Origin of the sequence: Burkholderia sp. LAS2 (assembly GCF_018417615.1) — a bacterium.
GTDB lineage: Bacteria > Pseudomonadota > Gammaproteobacteria > Burkholderiales > Burkholderiaceae > Burkholderia > Burkholderia sola.
Genome location: NZ_CP071052.1, coordinates 74,392 through 95,736 on the forward strand (window position 1 = coordinate 74,392; position 21,345 = coordinate 95,736).

A 21,345-nucleotide genomic window follows, 5' to 3' on the forward strand; every position below is an offset into this window, starting at 1 on the left:
ACAACGCAGTGCGGCATAGGGATTTACCCGAAGTGGTATGCAAAGGGACGGTTCAGGCGCCCGGTTCGGCGGGATTTCGGGTGCGAATATGAGACCGGAATAGAACCAATTTGGCCAACTGGTATGCACCTGCCGAGCAGGCCGGCGCGATGCAGGCGTCAGTGGAATTCGCGGCTCAACGTGCGCAGGCCGCCGAGCAGCGGCGTCAGATCCTCGAAATGCTGCGCGACGAGGTGCCGCACGTCGCTGACGACCTGCCACACGCCGGACGCCGCGAGCAGCCGCGAATCGAGCGTTTCGCGACGCTGCCGCGCGAGCAGTTCGGGCCGGACGATCACGTTCACGCAACCCGTTTCGTCTTCGAGCGTCATGAACATCACGCCCTTCGCGGTGCCCGGCATCTGCCGCGCGATCACGAGCCCGCATGCGCGTGCGAGCCGGCCGTCGAGGCGATCGCGCAGCTCGGCCGCGGACGACAGCCGCTGCGCGCGCAGCGCCGGCCGCAGCAGCGCGACCGGGTGGCGATTCAGCGTGAGGCCGGTGGTGTGATAGTCGGCGAGGATGTCGTCGGCTTCCGACGGTGCGCCGAGCGCGGGCTGCTCCACCTCGTCGATCGGCGCGGCGGCGAGCAGGTCGCGCTCCGGCGCCGCGGCGACGGCCTGCCACAGCGCATCGCGGCGATGGCCGGCGAGCGTCGCGAGCGCGTTCGCGGCGGCGAGCGCTTCGAGATCGCGCCGTTCGAGCTGCGCGCGCCGGGCGAGGCTGTCGACGTTGTCGAACGGGCCGGCGGCGCGGGCGGCTTCGATGCGGCGCGCAGCGGCTTCGCCAAGACCGCGCACGAGCGACAGGCCGAGCCGCACGGCCGGCTGGCCGTGTGGCGGCGGCTGATCGGGCAGCGCTTCGAGCGCGGCCTCCCAGTTGCTTTGCGTGACGTCGATCGGCAGCACCTTCACGCGATGACGCTTCGCGTCCTGCACGAGCTGCGACGGCGGGTAGAAGCCCATCGGCTGGCTGTTCAGCAGCGCGGCGAGGAAGATCGCCGGTTCGTGGCACTTGAGCCAGCTGCTCGCGTACGCGAGTTTCGCGAAACTGGCCGCATGGCTTTCGGGAAAACCGTATTCGCCGAAGCCCTTGATCTGCTCGAAGATCTGCTCGGCGAATTCGCGCGTGTAGTTGCGTTCGAGCATCCCGCTGATGATCTTGTCCTGATATTTCTCGAGATTGCCCTTGCGCTTCCATGCGGCCATCGCGCGACGCAAGTCGTCCGCTTCGCCAGGCGTAAAACCTGCGGCGACGATCGCGATCTGCATCACCTGTTCCTGGAAGATCGGCACACCCAGCGTGCGAATGAGCACTTCCTTGAGCGCGTCGCTCGGATACGTGACCTCACCCTCCTCTTCGCCGGCCACGATCCTGCGCCGCTGCAAATACGGATGCACCGCGCCGCCCTGAATCGGGCCGGGCCGCACGATCGACACCTGGACCACGAGATCGTAATAGTGGCGCGGCCGCAGCCGCGGCAGCATCGACATCTGCGCACGCGATTCGATCTGGAACACACCGACGGTATCGGCGCGGCAGATCATGTCGTAGGTTGCTTTGTCATCCTGCGGAATGTGTTTCAGCGTAAACGGTTCGCCGTCCGGCTCCGGCGGCCCGCGCCACGCGGTGCGCAGGTCGAACGCGCGATGCAGCGCCGACAGCATGCCGAGCGCGAGCACGTCGACCTTCATCAGCCCGAGCGCCTCGAGATCGTCCTTGTCCCACTGGATCACGCGCCGCCCGTCCATCGCCGCGTTCTCGACCGGCACGAGCCGCGTGAGCTTGCCGCGGCTGATCACGAAGCCGCCCGAATGCTGCGACAGGTGACGCGGGAAGTTGAGCAAGCGCCCCGCCAGTTCGGCCCATGTGCGAATCAGCGGCGTTTCGGGATCGAGCCCGGTCGACGCGAATTGCTGCAGCAGATCGCGGCTGCCGTCGAACCAGCGATGCCCCTTCGCGACCCGATCGACCAGCATCGGGTCGACGCCGAGCGCCTTGCCGGTTTCGCGCAGCACGCCGCGCGGACGATACGTCGAAACGGCGGCCGCGAGCGCGGCGCGGTCGTGCCCGTATTTTTTGTAGATGTGCTGGATCACTTCTTCCCGGCGCTGATGCTCGAAATCGACGTCGATGTCGGGCGGCTCGCCGCGTTCCGCGCTGATGAAGCGCTCGAACAGCATCGTGCTTTGCTCGGGATTCACTTCGGTGATGCCGAGGCAATAGCAGACCACCGAATTCGCGGCCGAGCCGCGGCCCTGGCACAGGATGTTCTGGCTGCGCGCGTATTTGACGATGTCGTAGACGGTCAGGAAGAACGGCTCGTATTTCAGCCGGGCGATCAGATCGAGTTCGTACCGGATCTGCTGCTCTACTTTTTCCGGGATGCCGTTCGGATAACGCCCGGCCGCTCCCGCGAAGGTTTCCTGTTCCAGATAGCGCGTCGGCGTGAGCCCCTTCGGCACGATCTCGTCGGGATACTCGTAGCGCAGCTTGCCGAGATCGACGTCGCATGCATCGAGAATCGCGCACGTCTCCGCCATCTCGTTCGGCGAAAACAGTTCTGCGATTCGCTTCCGCCAACGCAGATGCTGCTCCGCATTCGGCGCGAGCGCATAGCCGCATTCAGAAACCGGCATCCCGACGCGAATCGCCGTCATCACGTCCTGCAGCGGTTTGCAGGAGCGTTTATGCATCGTCACGTCGCCAAGCGCGACGATGCGCACGCCGCGCCGTTTGCCGGCCTCGCGAATCTCGTCGCGCTGCGCACCATCCAGCGCACGCTGCAACTGCACGAGCCCGAGCCGCGCACGCTCGCCGAAGGTCGCGCGGAACCATGCGACCTGCGCATCGAGCACGGCCGCCCGCACCGGATACGTCGGCACGAGAATCGCGAAGCAGTCGGGCATGCCGCGCAGATGGGCGAATTTCTCAGGCGGCCTCGACAACATTCGCGACGTCAGCCGGTAAGTTCCCTTCGGCGACTCCATCCGCCGCCACGAAATCAACTCGGACAGGTTGCCGTACCCTTCGCGGTTCTGCGCGAGCAACACGAGCCCGAACGCACCGGGGCCCGGATCCTGGCCGGGCGCGACTTCATCCGGCGTGACGTCGAAATACGAACCGATGACAAGCGGCAGCCCTTTCGCCTTCGCGGCGACATGCATGCGCGGCGCGCCGGCGAGCGAGCATTCGTCGGTGATCGCGATCCCGCGATAGCCGAGTTCCGCCGCACGCTCGACCAGTTCGTCCGCATGCGACGCGCCATGCAGGAACGAAAAGTTCGAGCGGCAGAACAACTCCGCGTAATCGGGCAGCAAACTGAATTCCGCAGCCATCTCCGCTCACCCGAACAAACCGTGCAGGAACCAGCGCGGGGCAGCCTGACTGCTCGTCCGCTCCATGAATACCCAGTAGCACGCGCCCTCTTCGTCCTGCGCGACGTGGTAATCGCGTGCGATCAACTGTCCGTCGAACCACCCGGCCTCGATCCGCTCGGCCGACGACATCATCCGGAGTGGCGTATGAAATACCGGCCGCTCGCCGCGCATCAGAAGCGGCAGCGGTTCGGCGAGCAGCCACGCGGGACGCGGCGGCGCGGCGGGCGGACCGGCAACAGGCTTGCCCGCTTGCGCATCGAGCGGCAACCAGCGGTTCGCGACCTCGGGACGATGATCGGCGACAGGCGCCGCGCGCAATACGTTGTCCGTGCCGAGCCGCGCGACCAGCAGCTCGAGCAACCGCTCGCGGGTTTCCCGCGTACCGCCCGGCTCGGGAAAAAGATCGTCGGCCGGCGGCGCGACCGGTTCGACGCGCGTGGCCTTCAGCCGCACCGCGATCACCGCGGCCGGCAGCTCGACGCGCGCGAGCCGCTCGCCGAGCAGCCGCATGAAATGCGCTTCGTCGCGCACGGGCGCCGCGAACGCGAGTTCGAGCGGGGTCGGCGGCACGGCCTGGCGGCCGCGCTCGTGCTCGAGCTCGAACGTCATCGCGGCCAGCGACAGTTGCCGCGCGGCCAGCCAGCCGCACAGCTGCACGACGAGCCGCCGTGCGGCGAACAGCACGGCTTCCGCGTAGTCGACGCGCTCCGGCAATTCGAGCCGCACGTCGAACACGGGCGGCACCGCCATCCACGCGAGCGGCTCGACCGCTTCGCCGTACGCCCGATCGAGCGCGGCCAGCAGCGCGGGACCGCAACGCCGCTGCAGCCCCGCGCGCGGCAGGCGGCGCAGATCGGCAAGCGTGCGACAGCCGAGGCCGTCGAACCAGCCCGCATACGGACGCGCGTCGGGCAGCAGCACGCAGGGCAGCCGGTCGAGCGTGCGGACGAGCGACGCGTGACGCGCGACGCGGCGCCGCATGCGCGAGCGCGCCGACGTGCGCGCGAGCAGCCACGCGCCGCGCCCGGTCGGCGCGGCGGACAGGCGCGCCGCATAGCCGAGCGCCGCGAGCGTCGCGCGCACCTGGCGGCACAGCGACGGCAGCCCGCCGAACAGGCGCAGGCTCGGGCCGACGTCGACGATCAGCGTGGCTTCGTCGTCGAGCGCGACGCACGGCGAGAAGCGCAGCAGCGCGAGCGCGACCGCGCGCAGCGCATCGGCTTCGCGGGCGGGATCGCGTTCGACGAGCTGCGTCGCGGGCGCGAGCGTCAGCACGCCGCCGCGCTTCATGCCCGCGCGCACGCCCTGTCGGCGCGCGGCCGCATCGGCGATCAGCACGACACCCTGCTCGAGCACCGCGCAGCCTGCGTCGCCGGCCTCGCCGGCCGCTGCGTCAGACGGCGGCGGGGCGCACACGTCGAGCGGCAGGCGCGGCAGATGGATGCCGAGCAAGACGCGCATAGCGGCTCTCCACGATGGGCGACGGCAAATCGAGCACGAGCGGCTCGCTGCGCGCGGGCCCGCGACGCTTGACGATGTCGAGCGACACGCCGCCCGGCACCGGATGCAGCGCGACGCGCAGCACGGCCGGCGACGGCTGCCGCGCGGCCGACAGCGGGCGCAGCATCACGAACAGCGTGTCGCCGGTGCGCGCGGCCGCGAGATGCAGGCGCCGCAGCGCATCGGGCCGCGCGTCCTGCCAGAGCAGCAGCGCGCCGCAACAGCCGGTCTTGAGCGCCTGCTCGGCGGCCCACAGCGCATCGGTGCGGCTACCGGCGCGCAACCACAGCAGCGCGTCGGCCGGCACGCCGAGGCTGGCGAGCGCGGTGGCATGCGGCGACTGCGGCGGCGCGACGAGCGCGAGCGGCCGCCGCGCGCTGACGGCGCGGGCGAGCGCGGGTGCGAGCAGCCGCATCTCGCCGCAGCCCGGCTGCGCGGCCAGCAGTTCGACGAGGCCGCCGACCGGCCAGCCGCCGCCCGGCAGCTCGGCCGACAGCGGCGCGAAGCCGGTCTCGATCGTGCGCGGACCGCCGCGCGCGAGCTGCGAGCCGCGCCACAGCGACGGATGAAGGGACTCGGGAGAAATGGAGGATGCGAGCATGATGCCACCCACAGCTGTATGGATATACAGTATATGGCAATGCGCGCGCGCCGCACAGCAGCGGTGTAAAACCGGTTTTCGTCGGAAGAAATCGGGGAGAAGCCGGCGCGCCCGTCATGCCACGGCGCGCCGGCCCGCAACGCGTCAGCCGCGTCGACCACTTTACGTTATGCTGTCCGCCGACCCGACCCACACCATCGGAGGGGACTTGAAACGAACGATTCGTGCGATCGCATGGGTGGCCGTCGCGCTGGCGCTGCCGGGAGCAGCCTTCGCGCTGACCGACGGCAGCGCGCAATACGACGACTGCATGCTCAATGCGCTGCGCGAGAGCCGCAATGGCGCCGCCGCGCAGCTGATCCAGCGCTCATGCGATGCGCTGTACCGCAACAACGCGATGCTGCTGCCGCGCGAACGGCGCTTTCACGAGTGCGTGGTGCAGTCGCTGCCGGGCGTGCGCGACAACTATGCGATCCAGCAGATCATGTCGATCTGCTCGCGGCGTGGGGAGATGTGAGCGCGCGCTGAACGCCACGCTGTCGGCCCTCCTTTACGCGCACCGATATGAAAAAGGGGCTGCGCGATGTTTGCAGCAACGCCGGACAGCGCCCCCCGTCAGGTCGTAGACAAACTCGGTGAGCGGTCAGTCGTAGAGCCAGCGCCCCGCTTTTGCCGATGCGATCAGCATTCGAACATTCAGATCCGGAACACGATGGATCACTTTTTTCTTAAACGGATTGATCAAGTCAAGAAACGAAGAATCGTCTTCCGGATAATATTTTTTAATATCGAACCCACTTATATCAACATTAAATTTCGCCGAATACTCCCGCATCAGATCCTCGACCTCACAATCATCAAAACGCAAGTCCAGATCCAAATCGGTACTTTCCGTTATCTCATCGGCCATGAATGATATAGAGAATCCGGACTTTTTCCTTACAAACTCAATCACCCTTTTTTCAAGATCTACCATAACCTATCCCCCTCCCTTGCAACTCTATTGTAGTGAGCCACCGTCTTGCCGGCAATAATAGAAATATCCCTTGCAAGAATCACCCAACCAAGCACGGGGATCGTTCTTCCTACGAAGGTTCCGATGTTTCTAACCAGCCTGATTTTCAAATTTCGCACCGGTCCGCCTACCAGTGTTGGCAATTTCCAACCAAACGGGAATTGAGCCTTTTGAAAAACCCTTCTTGAGTATTTGCTTGCAAGCGAAGTCCCCTGTATCGCGTCGATCGGCTTTGCCCTGGTCGGCAAATTACTTCTACCCAGCAAGATCATACCAACCGACACGGCATCATCGACGCCCAACTGATTCATCGTTTCGTCAACCATGATCCAGAAGAACAATTCTCCCGCAGTCAGATTGACCATCCCATAGTAATGGTAAGCCGCACTCAATTTCTCGACAGCACTCATTCAGCGTCCTCGTTCGTAATTTTTAAAAATGTTTTTTAGTCTAACGAAGACGTACGGTTACCGTGCCGACAAGCCCGGCCGATCTGTTGACCGATCGCACCGCAACGACGGTGGAATCTCACGCGGAATAAATCGTCATTCTGCTCGACGCGAGCAATGACGGGCGCAACGGGACGCCGGAGAGAGAAAGTGCATAGCGATTCCGAATTCGAGCGGTCTCGCACATGTTTCATACCAACGTGTCGAACCGTTACCAAACGGCTTTATCCATGAACGTCAATGCAATTGCGGCGTGTAATCTTCACGCTACTCCTGCATCTCGAAAGCATTCCGCTCGCACACGAAAAAAAGGCCTGCACACGTGCAGGCCTTCGTTCGATCAACCGATCGCGCTCAGAACGACGCGACCATCGAGCCCTTGAACTGCTTCTTGATGAATTCCTTCACTTCCGTCGACTGGTACGCCTTCACCAGCTTCTTCACCCACGGCTGATCCTTGTCCTTCGCACGCACGGCGATCAGGTTCGCGTACGGGCTCGTCAGTGCTTCGAGCGCGATCGCGTCCTTGGTCGGCTGCAGGTTCGCGGCCAGCGCGTAGTTCGTGTTGATCACGGCCGCGTCGACGTCCGACAGCACGCGCGGCAGTTGCGCGGCGTCGAGTTCGGAGATCTTCAGCTTCTTCGGGTTCTCGGCGATGTCGAGCACCGTCGCGTTGTTGCCGCCCGTGCCGGCGCCGGCCTTCAGCTTGATCACGCCTTGCGTCTGCAACAGCAGCAGCGCACGGTTTTCATTCGACGGATCGTTCGGCACCGCGAGCTTCGCGCCCTGCGGCAGATCCTTCAGCGACTTGAACTTCTTCGAATACACGCCGATCGGCGAAATGTAGGTCAGACCCGCGCTGACGATCTTGTAGCCGCGCTGCTTCACCTGGCTGTCGAGGTAGGGCTGATGCTGGAAGCTGTTCGCGTCGAGGTCGCCCGAATCGAGCGCCGCGTTCGGCTGCACGTAGTCGTTGAACTCGATGACCTTCACGTTCAGGCCTTCCTTCTCCTTCGCGACCTTCTGCACGACTTGCCACACTTGCGCATCCGGGCCGGCGACCGTACCGACCTTGATCACCTTGTCTTCGGCATGCGCGCCTGCCGACAGCGTCAGCGCGGCGCCGGTGGCCAGCACGGAAAATACCTTCAGGAGACTGCGACGCTTCATCTGTTTCTCGCTTTCTTGCTTACTTGAAATGGGGCGCGATACGGGTATGCCCGGACTCGCAGGAAGGGGCAAATGGTGTCACAGGATCGGCGGGAAGTGAAATACATCCCGCTCATATGGGTATGCACCAGCGCAGTGCCGGCGGCCGACGCCCGATTCGGCCGTTAGTTGCACTTTTTCGTCGATGCATCGGCTCATCAGCCCATCGGCCGACACCCGTCACGCCGCCACCACCTCGTCGACCGCCTCCGCGCCGCCGAATGCCGGTTCGGCCGCCCTGCCGCCGGCCTCGCGCGCCGACGGGCCGCCGGTATTGCCGACCCGGAACGAACCGACCGCATCGCGCAGCCGCGCGGCCTGTTCCTGCAGCGACGCGGCCGCCGCCGCCGCTTCCTCGACCAGCGCCGCGTTCTGCTGCGTCACCTGGTCCATCTGCGTGACCGCGCGCCCGACCTGCGTGATGCCGCTCGCCTGCTCCTCGGACGCGGCCGCGATCTCGCCCATGATGTCGGTCACGCGCGCGACCGCCTGCAGGATCTCGCCCATCGTCGTGCCGGCCTGGCCGACCAGCGTCGAGCCGTTGCGCACGCGCTCGACCGAATCGACGATCAGCGCGCGGATCTCCTTCGCGGCCGTCGCGCTGCGCTGCGCGAGCGAACGCACCTCGCCCGCGACCACCGCGAAGCCGCGGCCCTGCTCGCCCGCGCGCGCGGCCTCGACTGCCGCGTTCAGCGCGAGGATGTTGGTCTGGAACGCGATGCCCTCGATCACGCCGATGATGTCGGCGATCTTGCGCGAGCTGTCGTCGATCTCGCCCATCGTGCCGATCACGCGGTTCACGACGTCGCTGCCGGTGCGCGCGATGTCCGACGCGTTGTTCGCGAGCCCGCTCGCCTGCCGCGCGTTGTCCGCGTTCTGCTTCACCGTCGCGGTCAGTTGCTCCATGCTCGCGGCCGTTTCCTCGAGCGATGCGGCCTGCTCCTCGGTGCGCTGCGACAGGTCGTCGTTGCCGGCCGAGATCTGGCGGCTCGCCGACGCGATCGCTTCGGCCGACTGGCGAATCCCGCCGATCGTCGCCTGCAGCCGCGCCTGCATGTCGTGCATCGCGGCCATCATGCTCGTGCGGTCGCCGGCGCGCACCGGCACCGGCTGCGTGAGGTCGCCCTGCGCGATGCGCGTCGCGAGCGCGGCCGCTTCGTCCGGCTCGCCGCCGAGGCTGCCGCGCACGTTGCGGATGATCACCAGCATCGCCGCGCTGATCACGAAGCCGATCACGAACACCACGGCCAGATGGCCGAGCAGCGTCCGGTAATAGACGGTGTCGATGTCCTTCAGGAACACGCCGCTCGAAATGTTCCAGTCCCATGGCGCGAATCGGGTGACGTAGCTGATCTTCGGCACGGCCGTCTCGCTGTGCGGCAGCCGCCCGCGATATTCGGCGAACCCGCTGCCGGTCGCCTTCGCCGCGTTCAGGATCGTCACGAACAGCGGCTTGCCGTCCGGATCGAGATAGTCGCCGACCTGCGTGTCGACGAGCTTCGGCAGCGTCGGGTGCATCAGCACGACCGGCTTCGAATCCATCACGAACACATAGCCCGAATCGCCGTAGCGCATCGCGGCGAGGCGCGCGAGCGCGTCGCGCTTCGCGTCGGCCTCGGGCATCGTGCCGCTCTGCGCGAGCGCGTGATAGGCCTTCACGATGCCCGCCGCCGAGTCGACGAGATTCGCGATGCCGGCCTTGCGTTCGGCGAGCATCGTCGCGCGCGTCTCGTAGGCGCTCCATGCGCCGACGCCCAGAAGACCGATCCATACCAGCGCAAGCGCGAGCCACAGCTTGCGGTTCAAACTCATTCTGCTCATCTGCTTGCCTCTGTCGATGTCGATGCATCCGGCGCGCGAACGGCCTGCCGCGCGCAAACGGTTGCTCTTTCATTTACGGCACCGAGGCTTACATCTTGAATACGCGCCGCCGCGGCGAACCGGCGATCGACAGGCACGCCGTCCGTCACGCGCCGGCGCCGGCGCGACAGCCCGCGTCCGCTGTGCTAAAAAGACCGGCGGCCGGCGCGCAAAGCGCCGGCATCATTCCAGGGCCATCCATGTACGTCATCGACATCCACTACACCGCGTCGCTCGAGCGCATCGACGACGCGCTCGAACGCCACCGCGCGTATCTGCAGCCGCAGTTCGACAAGGGCATCTTCATCGCGGCGGGGCCGAAGGTGCCGCGCGCAGGCGGCATGATCCTCGCGGCCCGCATCGATCGCGACGAACTCGACGCGATCCTCGAAACCGACCCGTTCGTCACCGAGGGGCTCGCCACCTATCGCGTGACGGAATTCCGGATCACGCGCGCCGCGTCCGGCTTCAACGTGCCGGCGCTGCCGTAACGCGGCTTCGGCGCAATACGCGCACATGCCGACGCGCCGCCCGGCGGGCAGCGCATGCGCACGACGAAGCGAGCGGGAAAACGTGACGGCGCGAAACGGCCGTCACGCGAAACGCCGGGCCGCGCGCCCGGCGGCTGCCGGTCAGTCGACCAGCAGCTTCAGGTCGTGGACCCACGGCGCCGGGCCCTGGCCGTCACGCACGAACAGGCGCAGCTTGCCGTCGCGGTCGAACACGTAGCTCGCGGCCGTATGGTCCATCGTGTAGCTGCCGGGCGTCTTGCCGGGCACCTTCGCGTAGTACACGCGGAAATCCTTCGTGACCTTCTTCAGCGCCGCTTCGTCGGCCGGCCGCAGGCCGATGAACGACGGATCGAACGCGGGCACGTACTGGCCGAGCAGCGCCGGCGTGTCGCGTTCCGGATCGACGGTGACGAACAGCACCTGCACGCGCTTCGCGGCATCGGGCCCGAGCTGCTTCAGCGCTTCGGACAGCTCGGCCATCGTGGTCGGGCACACGTCCGGGCAGTGCGTATAGCCGAAGAACATCACGACGGCTTTGCCCTTGAAGTCGGCGAGCGTGCGGACCTTGCCGGTCGTATCGGGCAGCGAGAAGTCGCTGCCGAACTGCGTGTTGCCGGTGATGTCGAGATTCTGGAATTTCGGCGCGTTGTCGCATCCGGCGAGCAGCAGCGCTGCCGTGAATGCGCACGCGAGCATCCAGCCTTGGCGCGCGCGGCGCCCGAACCGTGATGGGAGCATTGCGTTCAAACCGTGCGGTTACACGCCGAGCAGCGGGCGTGCATAGTGATCGACGAGCAGCGCGACAAACAGCAGCGACAGATAGACGATCGAGTAGCGGAAGGCCTTGCGGGCGAGTGCGTCCGAATAGTCGCGATGGATCTTCCACGCATACGCGAGGAACACCGCGCCGAGCAGCACCGCGCTCGTCAGGTAGACGGCCCCGCTCATCCCGGAAATGAACGGCATCATCGTGACCGCGAACAGGATCACCGTATACAGCAGGATGTGCAGCCGCGTGAACTTCTCGCCGTGCGTGACGGGCAGCATCGGCAGCCCGGCATTCTCGTAATCCTTGCGGCGATAGAGCGCGAGCACCCAGAAATGCGGCGGCGTCCACACGAAGATGATCAGCACGAGGATCCACGCGTCGCCCGGCACCGCGCCGGTGACGGCGGCCCAGCCGAGCGCCGGCGGCATCGCGCCAGACGCACCGCCGATCACGATGTTCTGCGGCGTCATCGGCTTGAGCAGCAGCGTGTAGACCACCGCGTAGCCGACGAACGTCGCGATCGTCAGCCACATCGTCAGCGGATTCGTGAACGTGTAGAGCGTCCATGCGCCGACGCTGCCGAGCACCGCCGAGAACAGCAGGATCTGCGGCGTCGTGATCTCGCCGCGCGCGGACGGACGCCACGCGGTACGGCGCATCATCGCGTCGATCTTCTGTTCGACAAGGCAGTTGATCGCGAACGCGGCGCCGGCCAGCAGCCAGATGCCGACGGTGCCGCCGATCAGCACGTGCCACGGCACCATGCCCGGCGTCGCGAGGAACATGCCGATCACCGCGCAGAACACCGCGAGCTGCGTGACACGCGGCTTCGTCAGCGCCATGTACTGGGAAAAGCGGCTACCGGGCGATTGGGAGAGGGTGCTTTGCATGGGGACGGTCACGCCGGGGCGACGTCGCGCGCAGGCTGCGCGACACGGCCGGGGCGGCTTGAAAGGATGCGAAAGTTTAACATGACGACGAGCAGCAGCAGGATCGCGGCCCCGCCGTTGTGCGCGACGGCGACGGGCAGCGGCCACTGCAGCACGATGTTGGTCAGGCCCGTCACGAACTGCAGCAGCACGACCAGCAGCACGCCGTTCGCGGGCCGCCGCAGCGATTCGAAGCGGCGCATCTTCAGCGCGAACGCGACCAGGTACGCGACCACGACGAACGCGAACGTGCGATGCGTCCAGTGGATCGCGACCAGCGCGTCCTGCGTGATCGCGTCGCCGTCCTTCGTCATCCCGAGCGCGCGCCACAGGTGGAAGCCGTGCTGGAAGTCCATCGGCGGAATCCACTGGCCGTTGCAGGTCGGGAAGTCGGTGCACGCGAGCACCGCGTAGTTGGTGCTCACCCAGCCGCCGAGCGCGATCTGCACGACCAGCAGCACGAGCGCCGCGAGCGCGGCCGCGCGGTAGCGGCCGGCCTCCGGGTCATGCGACGGCAGCGGCGTCTGCCGCGCCGCGAGCCAGCCGAGCGTGCCGAGCAGCGTGAGGCCGAGCAGCAGGTGGATCGTGACGATCACCGGTTGCAGCTTCATCGTGACCGTCCATGCGCCGAACGCACCCTGCACGAGTATCAGCAGCAGCAGGCTCGTCGGCCACCACGGCGACACGTGCAGCGGGCGGCGGCGCAGCCGCGCGGCCCACGCGATCGCCACCTGCGCGATGATCAGCACGCCGATCGCCATCGCGAAATAGCGGTGGATCATCTCGATCCACGCCTTCGTCATGCTGACGGGCCCGGTCGGCATCGCCTGGTGCGCGGCCGTGATCGCGGCGTGCGCGATGAACGGCGACGACGTGCCGTAGCAGCCGGGCCAGTCGGGGCAGCCGAGCCCCGAATCGGTCAGCCGCGTGAAGCCGCCGAACATCACGAGATCGAGCGTCAGGAACGTGGTGATCCACACGAGCTTGCGGAACTTGTCGTCGTCGGCCTTCACCCACACGTACGACAGCGGCAGCAGCGCGATGCACGCGCCGATCAGGCCGAGTTGCAGTAGATACGACATCGGAATGGTGCCTCGTTCTCTCGCCTTAACCGATGCTCGACCACTTCAGCAGCTTCGTCACGTCCGACTTGATCTTGCTGGGATTCGGGTCTTTCGGGAAACGCATCATCAGGTTGCCGTTCGGGTCGACCATGTAGATGTGGTCGCTGTCCTTCGTGCCGGCATCGGCCGGCAGCCACGCGGCCACCGCGGCCGGATCGGCGACGAGCCGGCGCGTGTCCGGATACGCGTCCAGCACCTTCTGCGGCGTCGCGCCCGCATCGCTGCGCAGCCACACCATCGTGATCCGGTGCCGCTCGCCCGCCTGCGTGACGCGGATCTGGCGCATGAAATAGAGCTTCTGCGCACACGCGTCGTCGCACGCGCTGCGGTCGGTCATCACGAACAGCCAGACCCCGCGCAGCGACGACAGCGGCACCGTCTTGCCGGTTTCGTCGGTGACCTGCAGATCCGCCGGGATCGGGCGCTGCGGCTCGATCAGCGTGCCGTAGTTCGTCGATCCGCCCTTCGGCTTGATTACGTAATAGGTGAAGTACGACGCGATCATCGGCGCCGCGCACACGAGACCGAGCAGCACGAGCATCCAGCGGCCGCGCTTGCGGGCCGCAGGCGACATCGGCGCAGCGGCCGGACCCTGACGGGAAGATTGCATGGACAAATCAGACCTCTCGAAACGAACCCGCGGCGCCGGCGCCGCGTCCTGGCATGACGCTCACGCGCCGGCCGACTTCTTCGCCGCACGCCGCGCGGCGTACAGGCCGAAGCCGAGCGCGGCCGCCGCCATCGCCCACCACTGAAACATGTAACCGTAATTGCGCTCGACGCCGGTCGTCGCCGCCGGCCAGTCGCGCACGAGCTTGTCGCCGTCGTCGCTCGTCTGCTGGATCACGAACGGCTGCAGCGGCAGCCCGGTTTCCTTCGCATACGCGGCGACGTCGAGGTTCTGCCGGATCTTCTGGTGCGCGGCCGACCCGCCTTCGCCGAGCTCGAACGCCCGCGACGCATCCGCGCGCGCGATGCCGACGATCTCGACGTCGCCCGCCGGCGTCGCGAACGGCTCGATCGCCGTGCGATCGGCGATGTTGCGCGGCAGCCAGCCGCGGTTCACGAGCACGACGCCGCCGCCCGTGAGTTTAAACGGCATCACGACGTAAAAACCCGGCTGGTCGTTATACGGCCGATTGTCGAGAAACACCGCCTGCTCGGGCAGGAAACGGCCCTTTGCCCGTACGCGATGAAACTCGATCGACGCGAGCGGCACCGGCCGCGCGCCGAGCTCGACCGGCGCCGCCTGCTCGTAGCGCGCGATGCTCGCCTGCAGCGCTTCCTTCTGGTGCGCGCGGTCGCGCTGCCAGAAACCGAGCCGGATCGTGACGGCGACGACGACGAGGATCAACAGCGCAGGCAGCCAGCGAATCTTCATCGGGCGGCCCGCCCGGCGCGTTCGCGAAAGCGAAGTGCGATAATTATCCTCTTCCTTTCGAATTGCCGTCGTCCGGTTCGCGTCATGCACATACTCGTTCCCATCGCCTTCGTCCTCATCATTGCCAGCATGGGCTCGGCGCTCTACTTCATGATGCACGACCGCGGCCATACGAAGCGCATGGTCTGGTCGCTCGCCACCCGCGTCGGGCTGTCGGTGTCGCTGTTCCTGCTCATCCTGTTCGCGAACTGGATGGGCTGGATCCATTCGACCGGTTTGCCGGTCGGACGTTGATGCCGTCGCCGCGCCGACCGCTGTGACAATTAGCCGCACGGCCGCGCCACCAAGTAAAAGCGCCGCCTGACTGAGTCGCGGCGGCGCCAGGGTGGTGTCGCGCGCAGCGTCGCCGCCGCGCCCGCGACACCAATGAAAACGGCCCGCGCATCGCTGCGCGGGCCGTTTTTCCATTTACAGCCAGTAGACGACGACGTACAGGCCGAGCCAGACGACGTCGACGAAGTGCCAGTACCACGCGGCGCCTTCGAATGCGAAGTGATGATCGGGCTTGAAGTGGCCGCGGATCATCCGCACCAGCACCACCGCGAGCATCGTGCCACCGAGGAACACGTGGAAGCCGTGGAAGCCGGTCAGCAGGAAGAACGTCGAACCGTACACGCCCGAGTTCAGCGTCAGGTTCAGTTCGTTGTATGCGTGGTAGTACTCGAAGCCCTGCAGGAACAGGAAGCAGACACCGAACACGAGCGTCGCGGCGAGCCACGCGATCGCCTTCTTGCGATGATCGTCGCGCAGCGCGTGGTGCGAGATCGTCAGCGTCACGCCCGACGACAGCAGGAACGCGGTGTTCAGCGTCGGGATCGGCCACGGGCCCATCGTCTTGAAGTGACCGGCGAGCGCGGCGGGGCCTTCGTTCGGCCACACGGCGGAGAAGTCCGGCCAGATCAGCTTGTAGTCGAGGCTGCCGAGCTGGTGCAGCGCGATTTCACGCGCATAGAACAGCGCGCCGAAGAATGCGCCGAAGAACATCACTTCCGAGAAGATGAACCAGCTCATGCTCCAGCGGTACGACTTGTCGACGTTCTTGCCGTATTGACCGCCTTCCGATTCGGCGATCGCGTCGCCGAACCAGTGATACAGCGTGAAGAGCAACCACAGCAGGCCGAGCAGCGCCGCATACGGCGCCCAGTCGTGACCGTTGATCCACAGCGCTGTCGACCCGAGCATGACCAGCAGGCCGATGGCCGCGCTGATCGGATGCTGCGACGGATGCGGCACGAAATAGTACGGGGTCTGGTTTTGACCGCTCATGCTTGATTCTCCACTTCAGTCCAATTTGTGTACCGGAAACCGCTCCGGCTTTATTTCTTGCGCGGCGAGACCGCCACCGCTCTTCCCTGCACGCCGCGCCGTGGCGCCGCGCACTGCATTCTTTCGAGGCCGCGGGCCGCTAGCCGCGCGCCTTCAGCCCACGACCGCACGCACGATCAGGATCAGCACGCCGATGAACACGCCGGCCGCGAGCAACGCGACGATCAGCACGTGCAGCGGATTGAGCTGCGTCGCATCGGCCTCCAGGTCGCGCCGCTTGCGCACCCCGAAGAACGACCACAGCACCGCTTTCAGCGCCTGACCGAACGTCCCGCTCCGCTTGGTTTCCGTCATCGCCCCGTCTCCTTCGTCATGCGTCCGGCTTCGCCGCACCCTGCGCCGCCGTACTGCGCTGCGCCGGCGCCGGCGTGGCCGGGGTATTCAGCTCGAAGAACGTGTACGACAACGTGATCGTCTTCACGTCCTTCGGCAATTTCGGGTCGATCACGAACACCACCGGCATCTTGCGCGACTCGTTCGCGGTCAGCGTCTGCTGCGTGAAGCAAAAGCATTCGATCTTCTTGAAGAACTCGGTCGCCTGCTTCGGCGCGTAGCTCGGAATCGCCTGCGCGACGACCGGCCGGCCCTGCCCGTTCGTCACGTCGTACACGATCGTCGTCAGTTCGCCCGGATGCACGTCGAGGCTGTTGTGCTCCGGCTTGAACCCGAGCGGCCCGCGTGCGTTCGCATCGAACTCGACCGACACCGTGCGGCTGGTGTCGACCTGCGAGTTCTTCACCTCGCGCTCGCTGACATCGCGCTGCACCAGGTTGTTGATGCCGGTGATCTGGCAAATCGCCCGATACATCGGGATCAGCGCGAAGCCGAAACCGAACATCAGCCCGGCCACGACGAAGAGCTTCACCAGCATCGAACGATTGAACGCGCGATCCACGGCGCCCGCTTCCGGCTCTTCCGGCTTCGACATACGACGACTTCCTCGCTACTGCGTCAGTTGCTGCATCAGTGGGTGGACAGCCACCACTGCTTGATCACGACACCCACGAAAAAAACGGCGGCGATGACGAGCAGGGTGAGGCCGAGCCGCTTGTTGCCCGCGCGAATCTGCTCGGGCGTTCGTCTTTCTGATGGATTCCGGGTCATCTGAAACTTCGCTGAAACTTCCGTTCCGCGCCCGCCGCGCCTGCCTGCGCGGCAGGCAGCGGCGGAACGCTCGGTGAAACTTACTCGACGTGCGGCGGTTGCTCGAACGTGTGGAACGGAGCCGGGCTCGGCACCGTCCACTCGAGGCCCGTCGCGCCATCCCACGGCTTGTCCGACGCCTTTTCCAGGTCGCCGCCGCCGCGGTAGGCCGGCAGCGCGACCGCGAACAGGAAGTACACCTGCGCGAGGCCGAAGCCGAATGCGCCGATCGTCGCCACCTGGTTGAAGTCCGTGAACTGCGCCGGGTAGTCCGCATAGCGGCGCGGCATGCCCGCGAGACCGACGAAGTGCATCGGGAAGAACGTCAGGTTGAAGAAGATCATCGACGCCCAGAAGTGGATCTTGCCGCGCGTCTCGTTGTACATCCAGCCCGTCCACTTCGGTGCCCAGTAATACCAGCCCGAGAACAGCGCGAACAATGAGCCGGCCACCAGCACGTAGTGGAAGTGCGCGACCACGAAGTAGGTGCCGTGATACTGGATGTCGAGCGGCGCCATCGCGAGCATCAGGCCCGTCAGGCCGCCGAACGTGAACACGAACAGGAAGCCGATCGCGAACAGCATCGGGGTTTCGAACGTCATCGAGCCGCGCCACATCGTCGCGAGCCAGTTGAACACCTTCACGCCCGTCGGCACCGCGATCAGCATCGTCGCGTACATGAAGAACAGCTGGCCGGTGACCGGCATGCCCGTCGCGAACATGTGGTGCGCCCAGACCATGAACGACAGGATCGCGATCGACGCCGTCGCGTACACCATCGAGCTATAGCCGAACAGCGTCTTGCGTGCGAACGCCGGGATCACCTGCGACACGATCCCGAACGCCGGCAGAATCATGATGTACACCTCGGGGTGGCCGAAGAACCAGAAGATGTGCTGGTACATCACCGGGTCGCCGCCGCCTGCCGCGTTGAAGAACGACGTGCCGAAGTGGCGGTCGAACAGCACCATCGTGATCGCGCCTGCCAGAACCGGCATCACGGCGATCAGCAGGTACGCGGTGATCAGCCACGTCCACGCGAACATCGGCATCTTCATCAGCGTCATGCCCGGTGCGCGCATGTTCAGGATCGTCACGACGATGTTGATCCCGCCCATGATCGACGACGCGCCCATGATGTGGACCGCGAAGATCGCGAAGTCCATGCCCGGGCCCATCTGCGTCGACAGCGGTGCGTACAGCGTCCAGCCGGCGGCCGTCGCGCCGCCCGGCGCGAAGAACGAGCCGACCAGCAGCACGGCCGCGACCGGCAGCAGCCAGAAGCTGAAGTTGTTCATCCGCGCGAACGCCATGTCGGATGCGCCGATCTGCAGCGGAATCATCCAGTTCGCGAAGCCGACGAACGCCGGCATGATCGCGCCGAACACCATGATCAGGCCGTGCATCGTCGTGAGTTCGTTGAAGAACTCCGGACGCATGATCTGCAGGCCCGGCTCGAACAGCTCGGCACGGATGCCGAGCGCCATCACGCCGCCCGACAGGAACATGATGAACGAGAACAGCAGGTACAGCGTACCGATGTCCTTGTGGTTGGTGGCGAACAGCCAGCGACGCCAGCCGTGCGGGGCTTCGTGCGCGTGGTCGTCGTGCGCGTGGTCCGCGGCTACGTCGTGCCCGATGCTAGACATGAGAATCTCCTAATGCGAATACGTCGACTAACTCAGCGACACGTCAAGCCGCCGGGCCGATCTCGACACGCCGGGCTTCCTTCGCGTCAGCCCCGCCCGTGATCGTTTCCGGCTTTTTGAGAATAATGTGGTCTTCCGCCACGCCTGCTGCCTTCAGCGCATCGCGCACGGCCTGCGCCCGATGCTTCGCCAGTTCGGCGTTCGCGTCGGCCGAGCCCGTCTTGTCGGTGAAGCCCGACAGTGCGAGCTTCGCGTCCGGATGCGCCTTCGCATAGTCGGCCGCGGCGGCGATCGCCGCCTTCGCGTCGGCCGGCAGCACGCTCTTGCCCGTCTCGAAGTAGATCGTCGACAGCGCGGCCGATGCCGCTGCCGCCGGCTGCTCGGCGCCCGACGCGGCTTGCGCCGGCGCCGAAGCCGCTTCGGCCGGTGCCGTTGCCGCGCCCGCCGTGTCTTCCGGCAGCTTGCCGTTGCGTGCGTCGGCCACTTGCTTCGGCTGCAGCAGGTCGTTCTTGTGGTTGCCCCACGAGTTGCGTTCGTACGTGACGACCGAAGCGATGTCGAGGTCCGACAGCGACGCCCACGACGGCATCGCGCCCTTGCCGTGCAGCACGCGCTCGACGTGCGCGGCGATCGGGCCGTTCACGATCGGGCTGCCGTCCATCGCCGGGAATGCGCCGAGGCCCTTGCCGTTCACCTGGTGGCAGGCCGCGCAGTTCGCCTTGTAGACTTCCTCGCCGTGCGCGACGAGTTCGGCCATCGTGTAGACCTTGTTCGGATCGACCGCCGCGCCGGCCAGCTTCGCCTTCTGCGCGGTGACCCACTTCGCGTAGTCGTCGTCCGACAGGACTTCGACTACGACCGGCATGTACGCGTGTTCCTTGCCGCACAGCTCGGTACAGAAACCGCGGAACGTGCCGACCTTGTCGGCCTTGAACCACGTGTCGCGCACGAAGCCGGGGATCGCATCCTGCTTCACGCCGAACGCGGGCACGTACCACGAGTGGACGACGTCGTTCGCGGTCGTGATGATGCGGATCTTCTTGTTGACCGGCACGACGAGCGGATTGTCGACTTCCTGCAGATAGGTGTCGGTGATCGGCTTCTTGCCCATCACTTCGTCGCGCGGGGTGGTCAGCGTCGACAGGAAGCCGATGCCCTCGCCCGGGCCCTTCACGTAGTCGTAGCCCCACTTCCACTGGTAGCCGGTGACCTTGATCGTGAGATCGGCGTTCGTCGTGTCCTTCATCGCGACGACGGCCTTCGTCGCCGGCAGCGCCATCAGCACGACGATGACGAACGGCACGATCGTCCAGATGATCTCGACGGTCGTGCTTTCATGGAAATTGGCGGCCTTGTGGCCCTTGGATTTGCGGTGCGCGAAGATCGAATAGAACATCACGCCGAACACGCCGACGAAGATCACCGTACACAGGATCAGCATCATCGTGTGGAGATCGTAGAGCTCCTCGGCGATCTTCGTGACAGGCGGCTGAAAGTTGATCTCGTTGACACGGGGGCCGCCCGGGCTATCACCGACCGCCAGGGCCGCACCGGCAAAGAGCAATCCGCTGCATGCCAGCACGCCCGCGAGGGCTCGCTTGATTGTTTTCATAGCATCCTTACCCAAAATTTCCATTCAAACCCTCCCCCGTCGCAAGCACCGGCCCGTTCCGGCCGATGACTGCGCCTCGTCAGCCGCAGCGCCTGAGCGACACGCGCAGTTCGTCGGCGAACTGCGCACGCTTGTACTGCGCGAGATGCTGCCCGATTACGACGGTCTGCCCGCGCGATACCAGTCGAATCGGATCGCGTGGCGTCGCACCCGGCTCGACCCGCACCCAGCGCGGGTTGAATTCGATCTGCGTGAGCCGCTCCGCATCCATCCGCTCGATCACGAGCCGGTGCGGAAACAGCCTGATGCGCTCGTAATCGACCGCATGGCGAGCATAGATCGCAAATGCGACACCCACCGCCAGCAGCTCGATGCCGGTGAAGGGCATGACGAGCCAGGCCCCTCTCCACATCAGCAACGCCGCGATCGCCAGCGAGAAGCCCGCGAGCGACGCATAAAACAGCACGAACTGGCGTGGCGACACCGAACAGTTGCGTTTCATCAGCCAGTCTTCGAGGACCGGTTCGCTGTCCGCCGTCTTCGCCAAAACGCTCGCTGCTTCCATCGCCGCCTCACGCGAATGGCATGCGATGCATGCCTGCATCGGACTCGTCGCCCCGTATTGCGGGGACCCCGGGACGACAAGCTGACGCATTATAGGCGGGTTCAATGGCATCCACAAGCAAGCGCCTATCGCCCGCCAAGCCAAGCGCGACAAGCTTTCCGGCCGTTTTTGCCGCCAATTCGACCCCGCTTTGCGCCGCTAATTTCGGACATAACAAAACCC

Annotated in this window: 22 protein-coding genes; 3 read left to right on the forward strand and 19 right to left on the reverse strand. The window is 65.8% G+C overall.

The features are described 5' to 3' along the window. Positions 1-158: 158 nt before the first annotated feature. The 3 genes from JYG37_RS00360 to imuA are packed head-to-tail and all read right to left on the reverse strand — an operon-like array spanning position 159 to position 5,520. Positions 159-3,377 carry an error-prone DNA polymerase gene (locus JYG37_RS00360; protein ID WP_213345792.1) on the reverse strand — a complete coding sequence of 1,073 codons (3,219 nt, stop codon included), beginning with the start codon at positions 3,375-3,377 and terminating at the stop codon, positions 159-161. A gap of 6 nt (positions 3,378-3,383) precedes the next feature. After that, on the reverse strand, positions 3,384-4,880 hold the full coding sequence (locus JYG37_RS00365) for a Y-family DNA polymerase (protein WP_050014829.1): 1,497 nt from the start codon (positions 4,878-4,880) through the stop codon (positions 3,384-3,386). Further along, positions 4,813-5,520 (reverse strand): translesion DNA synthesis-associated protein ImuA, encoded by a 708-nt coding sequence (imuA, locus tag JYG37_RS00370; RefSeq protein ID WP_050014827.1) that lies wholly within the window; start codon positions 5,518-5,520, stop codon positions 4,813-4,815. The genes JYG37_RS00365 and imuA overlap by 68 nt, the downstream gene beginning before the upstream one ends. 208 nt (positions 5,521-5,728) lie before the next feature. On the opposite strand from imuA, the gene JYG37_RS00375 reads away from it, so the two are divergent. Beyond that, positions 5,729-6,037, forward strand: a complete 309-nt coding sequence (locus tag JYG37_RS00375) for a VF_A0006 family four-cysteine protein (RefSeq protein WP_050014825.1) — start codon at positions 5,729-5,731, stop codon at positions 6,035-6,037. Positions 6,038-6,163: 126 nt separating this feature from the next. On the opposite strand, the gene JYG37_RS00380 is transcribed toward JYG37_RS00375, so the two are convergent. The 4 genes from JYG37_RS00380 to JYG37_RS00395 form a co-directional block, all read right to left on the reverse strand. Then, entirely contained in the window at positions 6,164-6,496 is a 333-nt protein-coding gene (locus JYG37_RS00380) for a DUF1493 family protein (RefSeq protein ID WP_063772900.1), read from the reverse strand. Beyond that, on the reverse strand, positions 6,490-6,945 hold the full coding sequence (locus tag JYG37_RS00385; RefSeq protein WP_081083240.1) for an STM2901 family protein: 456 nt from the start codon (positions 6,943-6,945) through the stop codon (positions 6,490-6,492). The genes JYG37_RS00380 and JYG37_RS00385 overlap by 7 nt, the downstream gene beginning before the upstream one ends. 393 nt (positions 6,946-7,338) lie before the next feature. After that, entirely contained in the window at positions 7,339-8,154 is an 816-nt protein-coding gene (locus JYG37_RS00390; protein WP_050014823.1) for a MetQ/NlpA family ABC transporter substrate-binding protein, read from the reverse strand. A 219-nt stretch (positions 8,155-8,373) separates the two neighbouring features. After that, on the reverse strand, positions 8,374-10,014 hold the full coding sequence (locus JYG37_RS00395) for a methyl-accepting chemotaxis protein (protein ID WP_050014921.1): 1,641 nt from the start codon (positions 10,012-10,014) through the stop codon (positions 8,374-8,376). A 239-nt stretch (positions 10,015-10,253) separates the two neighbouring features. On the opposite strand from JYG37_RS00395, the gene JYG37_RS00400 reads away from it, so the two are divergent. Next, positions 10,254-10,544: a YciI family protein gene (locus JYG37_RS00400; RefSeq protein ID WP_089488843.1), complete on the forward strand. Its 291-nt coding sequence runs from the start codon at positions 10,254-10,256 to the stop codon at positions 10,542-10,544. A 141-nt stretch (positions 10,545-10,685) separates the two neighbouring features. Here JYG37_RS00400 and JYG37_RS00405 read toward each other — a convergent pair whose 3' ends face one another. From JYG37_RS00405 to JYG37_RS00425, 5 genes are read right to left on the reverse strand one after another with little or no spacing between them, the layout of a single operon-like run. Next, positions 10,686-11,303: an SCO family protein gene (locus JYG37_RS00405; protein WP_050014818.1), complete on the reverse strand. Its 618-nt coding sequence runs from the start codon at positions 11,301-11,303 to the stop codon at positions 10,686-10,688. 18 nt (positions 11,304-11,321) lie between these two features. Further along, complete coding sequence (gene cyoE, locus JYG37_RS00410) at positions 11,322-12,224, reverse strand: heme o synthase (RefSeq protein ID WP_050014816.1); 903 nt, start codon at positions 12,222-12,224, stop codon at positions 11,322-11,324. 8 nt (positions 12,225-12,232) lie between these two features. Beyond that, positions 12,233-13,345, reverse strand: a complete 1,113-nt coding sequence (locus JYG37_RS00415) for a COX15/CtaA family protein (protein WP_050014814.1) — start codon at positions 13,343-13,345, stop codon at positions 12,233-12,235. Between the two features lie 25 nt (positions 13,346-13,370). Continuing rightward, positions 13,371-13,997 carry an SCO family protein gene (locus JYG37_RS00420; protein WP_050014811.1) on the reverse strand — a complete coding sequence of 209 codons (627 nt, stop codon included), beginning with the start codon at positions 13,995-13,997 and terminating at the stop codon, positions 13,371-13,373. A 60-nt stretch (positions 13,998-14,057) separates the two neighbouring features. Further along, a complete protein-coding gene (locus tag JYG37_RS00425; protein ID WP_050014808.1) occupies positions 14,058-14,768 on the reverse strand; it encodes an SURF1 family protein in 711 nt (236 codons plus the stop codon). A gap of 84 nt (positions 14,769-14,852) precedes the next feature. On the opposite strand from JYG37_RS00425, the gene JYG37_RS00430 reads away from it, so the two are divergent. Continuing rightward, a complete protein-coding gene (locus tag JYG37_RS00430; protein WP_050014806.1) occupies positions 14,853-15,062 on the forward strand; it encodes a twin transmembrane helix small protein in 210 nt (69 codons plus the stop codon). Between the two features lie 174 nt (positions 15,063-15,236). Here JYG37_RS00430 and JYG37_RS00435 read toward each other — a convergent pair whose 3' ends face one another. From JYG37_RS00435 to JYG37_RS00465, 7 genes are all read right to left on the reverse strand, one after another. Beyond that, positions 15,237-16,094 carry a cytochrome c oxidase subunit 3 gene (locus JYG37_RS00435; protein WP_050014804.1) on the reverse strand — a complete coding sequence of 286 codons (858 nt, stop codon included), beginning with the start codon at positions 16,092-16,094 and terminating at the stop codon, positions 15,237-15,239. Between the two features lie 153 nt (positions 16,095-16,247). Further along, positions 16,248-16,448: a DUF2970 domain-containing protein gene (locus JYG37_RS00440; RefSeq protein WP_050014802.1), complete on the reverse strand. Its 201-nt coding sequence runs from the start codon at positions 16,446-16,448 to the stop codon at positions 16,248-16,250. A gap of 16 nt (positions 16,449-16,464) precedes the next feature. Beyond that, complete coding sequence (locus JYG37_RS00445) at positions 16,465-17,082, reverse strand: cytochrome c oxidase assembly protein (RefSeq protein WP_050014800.1); 618 nt, start codon at positions 17,080-17,082, stop codon at positions 16,465-16,467. Between the two features lie 35 nt (positions 17,083-17,117). Then, positions 17,118-17,258 carry a cytochrome oxidase small assembly protein gene (locus tag JYG37_RS00450; protein ID WP_089435671.1) on the reverse strand — a complete coding sequence of 47 codons (141 nt, stop codon included), beginning with the start codon at positions 17,256-17,258 and terminating at the stop codon, positions 17,118-17,120. Between the two features lie 80 nt (positions 17,259-17,338). Next, positions 17,339-18,946, reverse strand: coding sequence for a cytochrome c oxidase subunit I (ctaD, locus tag JYG37_RS00455; RefSeq protein WP_050014798.1), 1,608 nt, complete (start codon positions 18,944-18,946; stop codon positions 17,339-17,341). Positions 18,947-18,989: 43 nt separating this feature from the next. Beyond that, positions 18,990-20,582, reverse strand: coding sequence for a cytochrome c oxidase subunit II (gene coxB / locus JYG37_RS00460; RefSeq protein WP_124593425.1), 1,593 nt, complete (start codon positions 20,580-20,582; stop codon positions 18,990-18,992). A gap of 55 nt (positions 20,583-20,637) precedes the next feature. Next, positions 20,638-21,162, reverse strand: a complete 525-nt coding sequence (locus JYG37_RS00465) for a DUF2244 domain-containing protein (RefSeq protein WP_050014795.1) — start codon at positions 21,160-21,162, stop codon at positions 20,638-20,640. Positions 21,163-21,345: the final 183 nt, after the last annotated feature.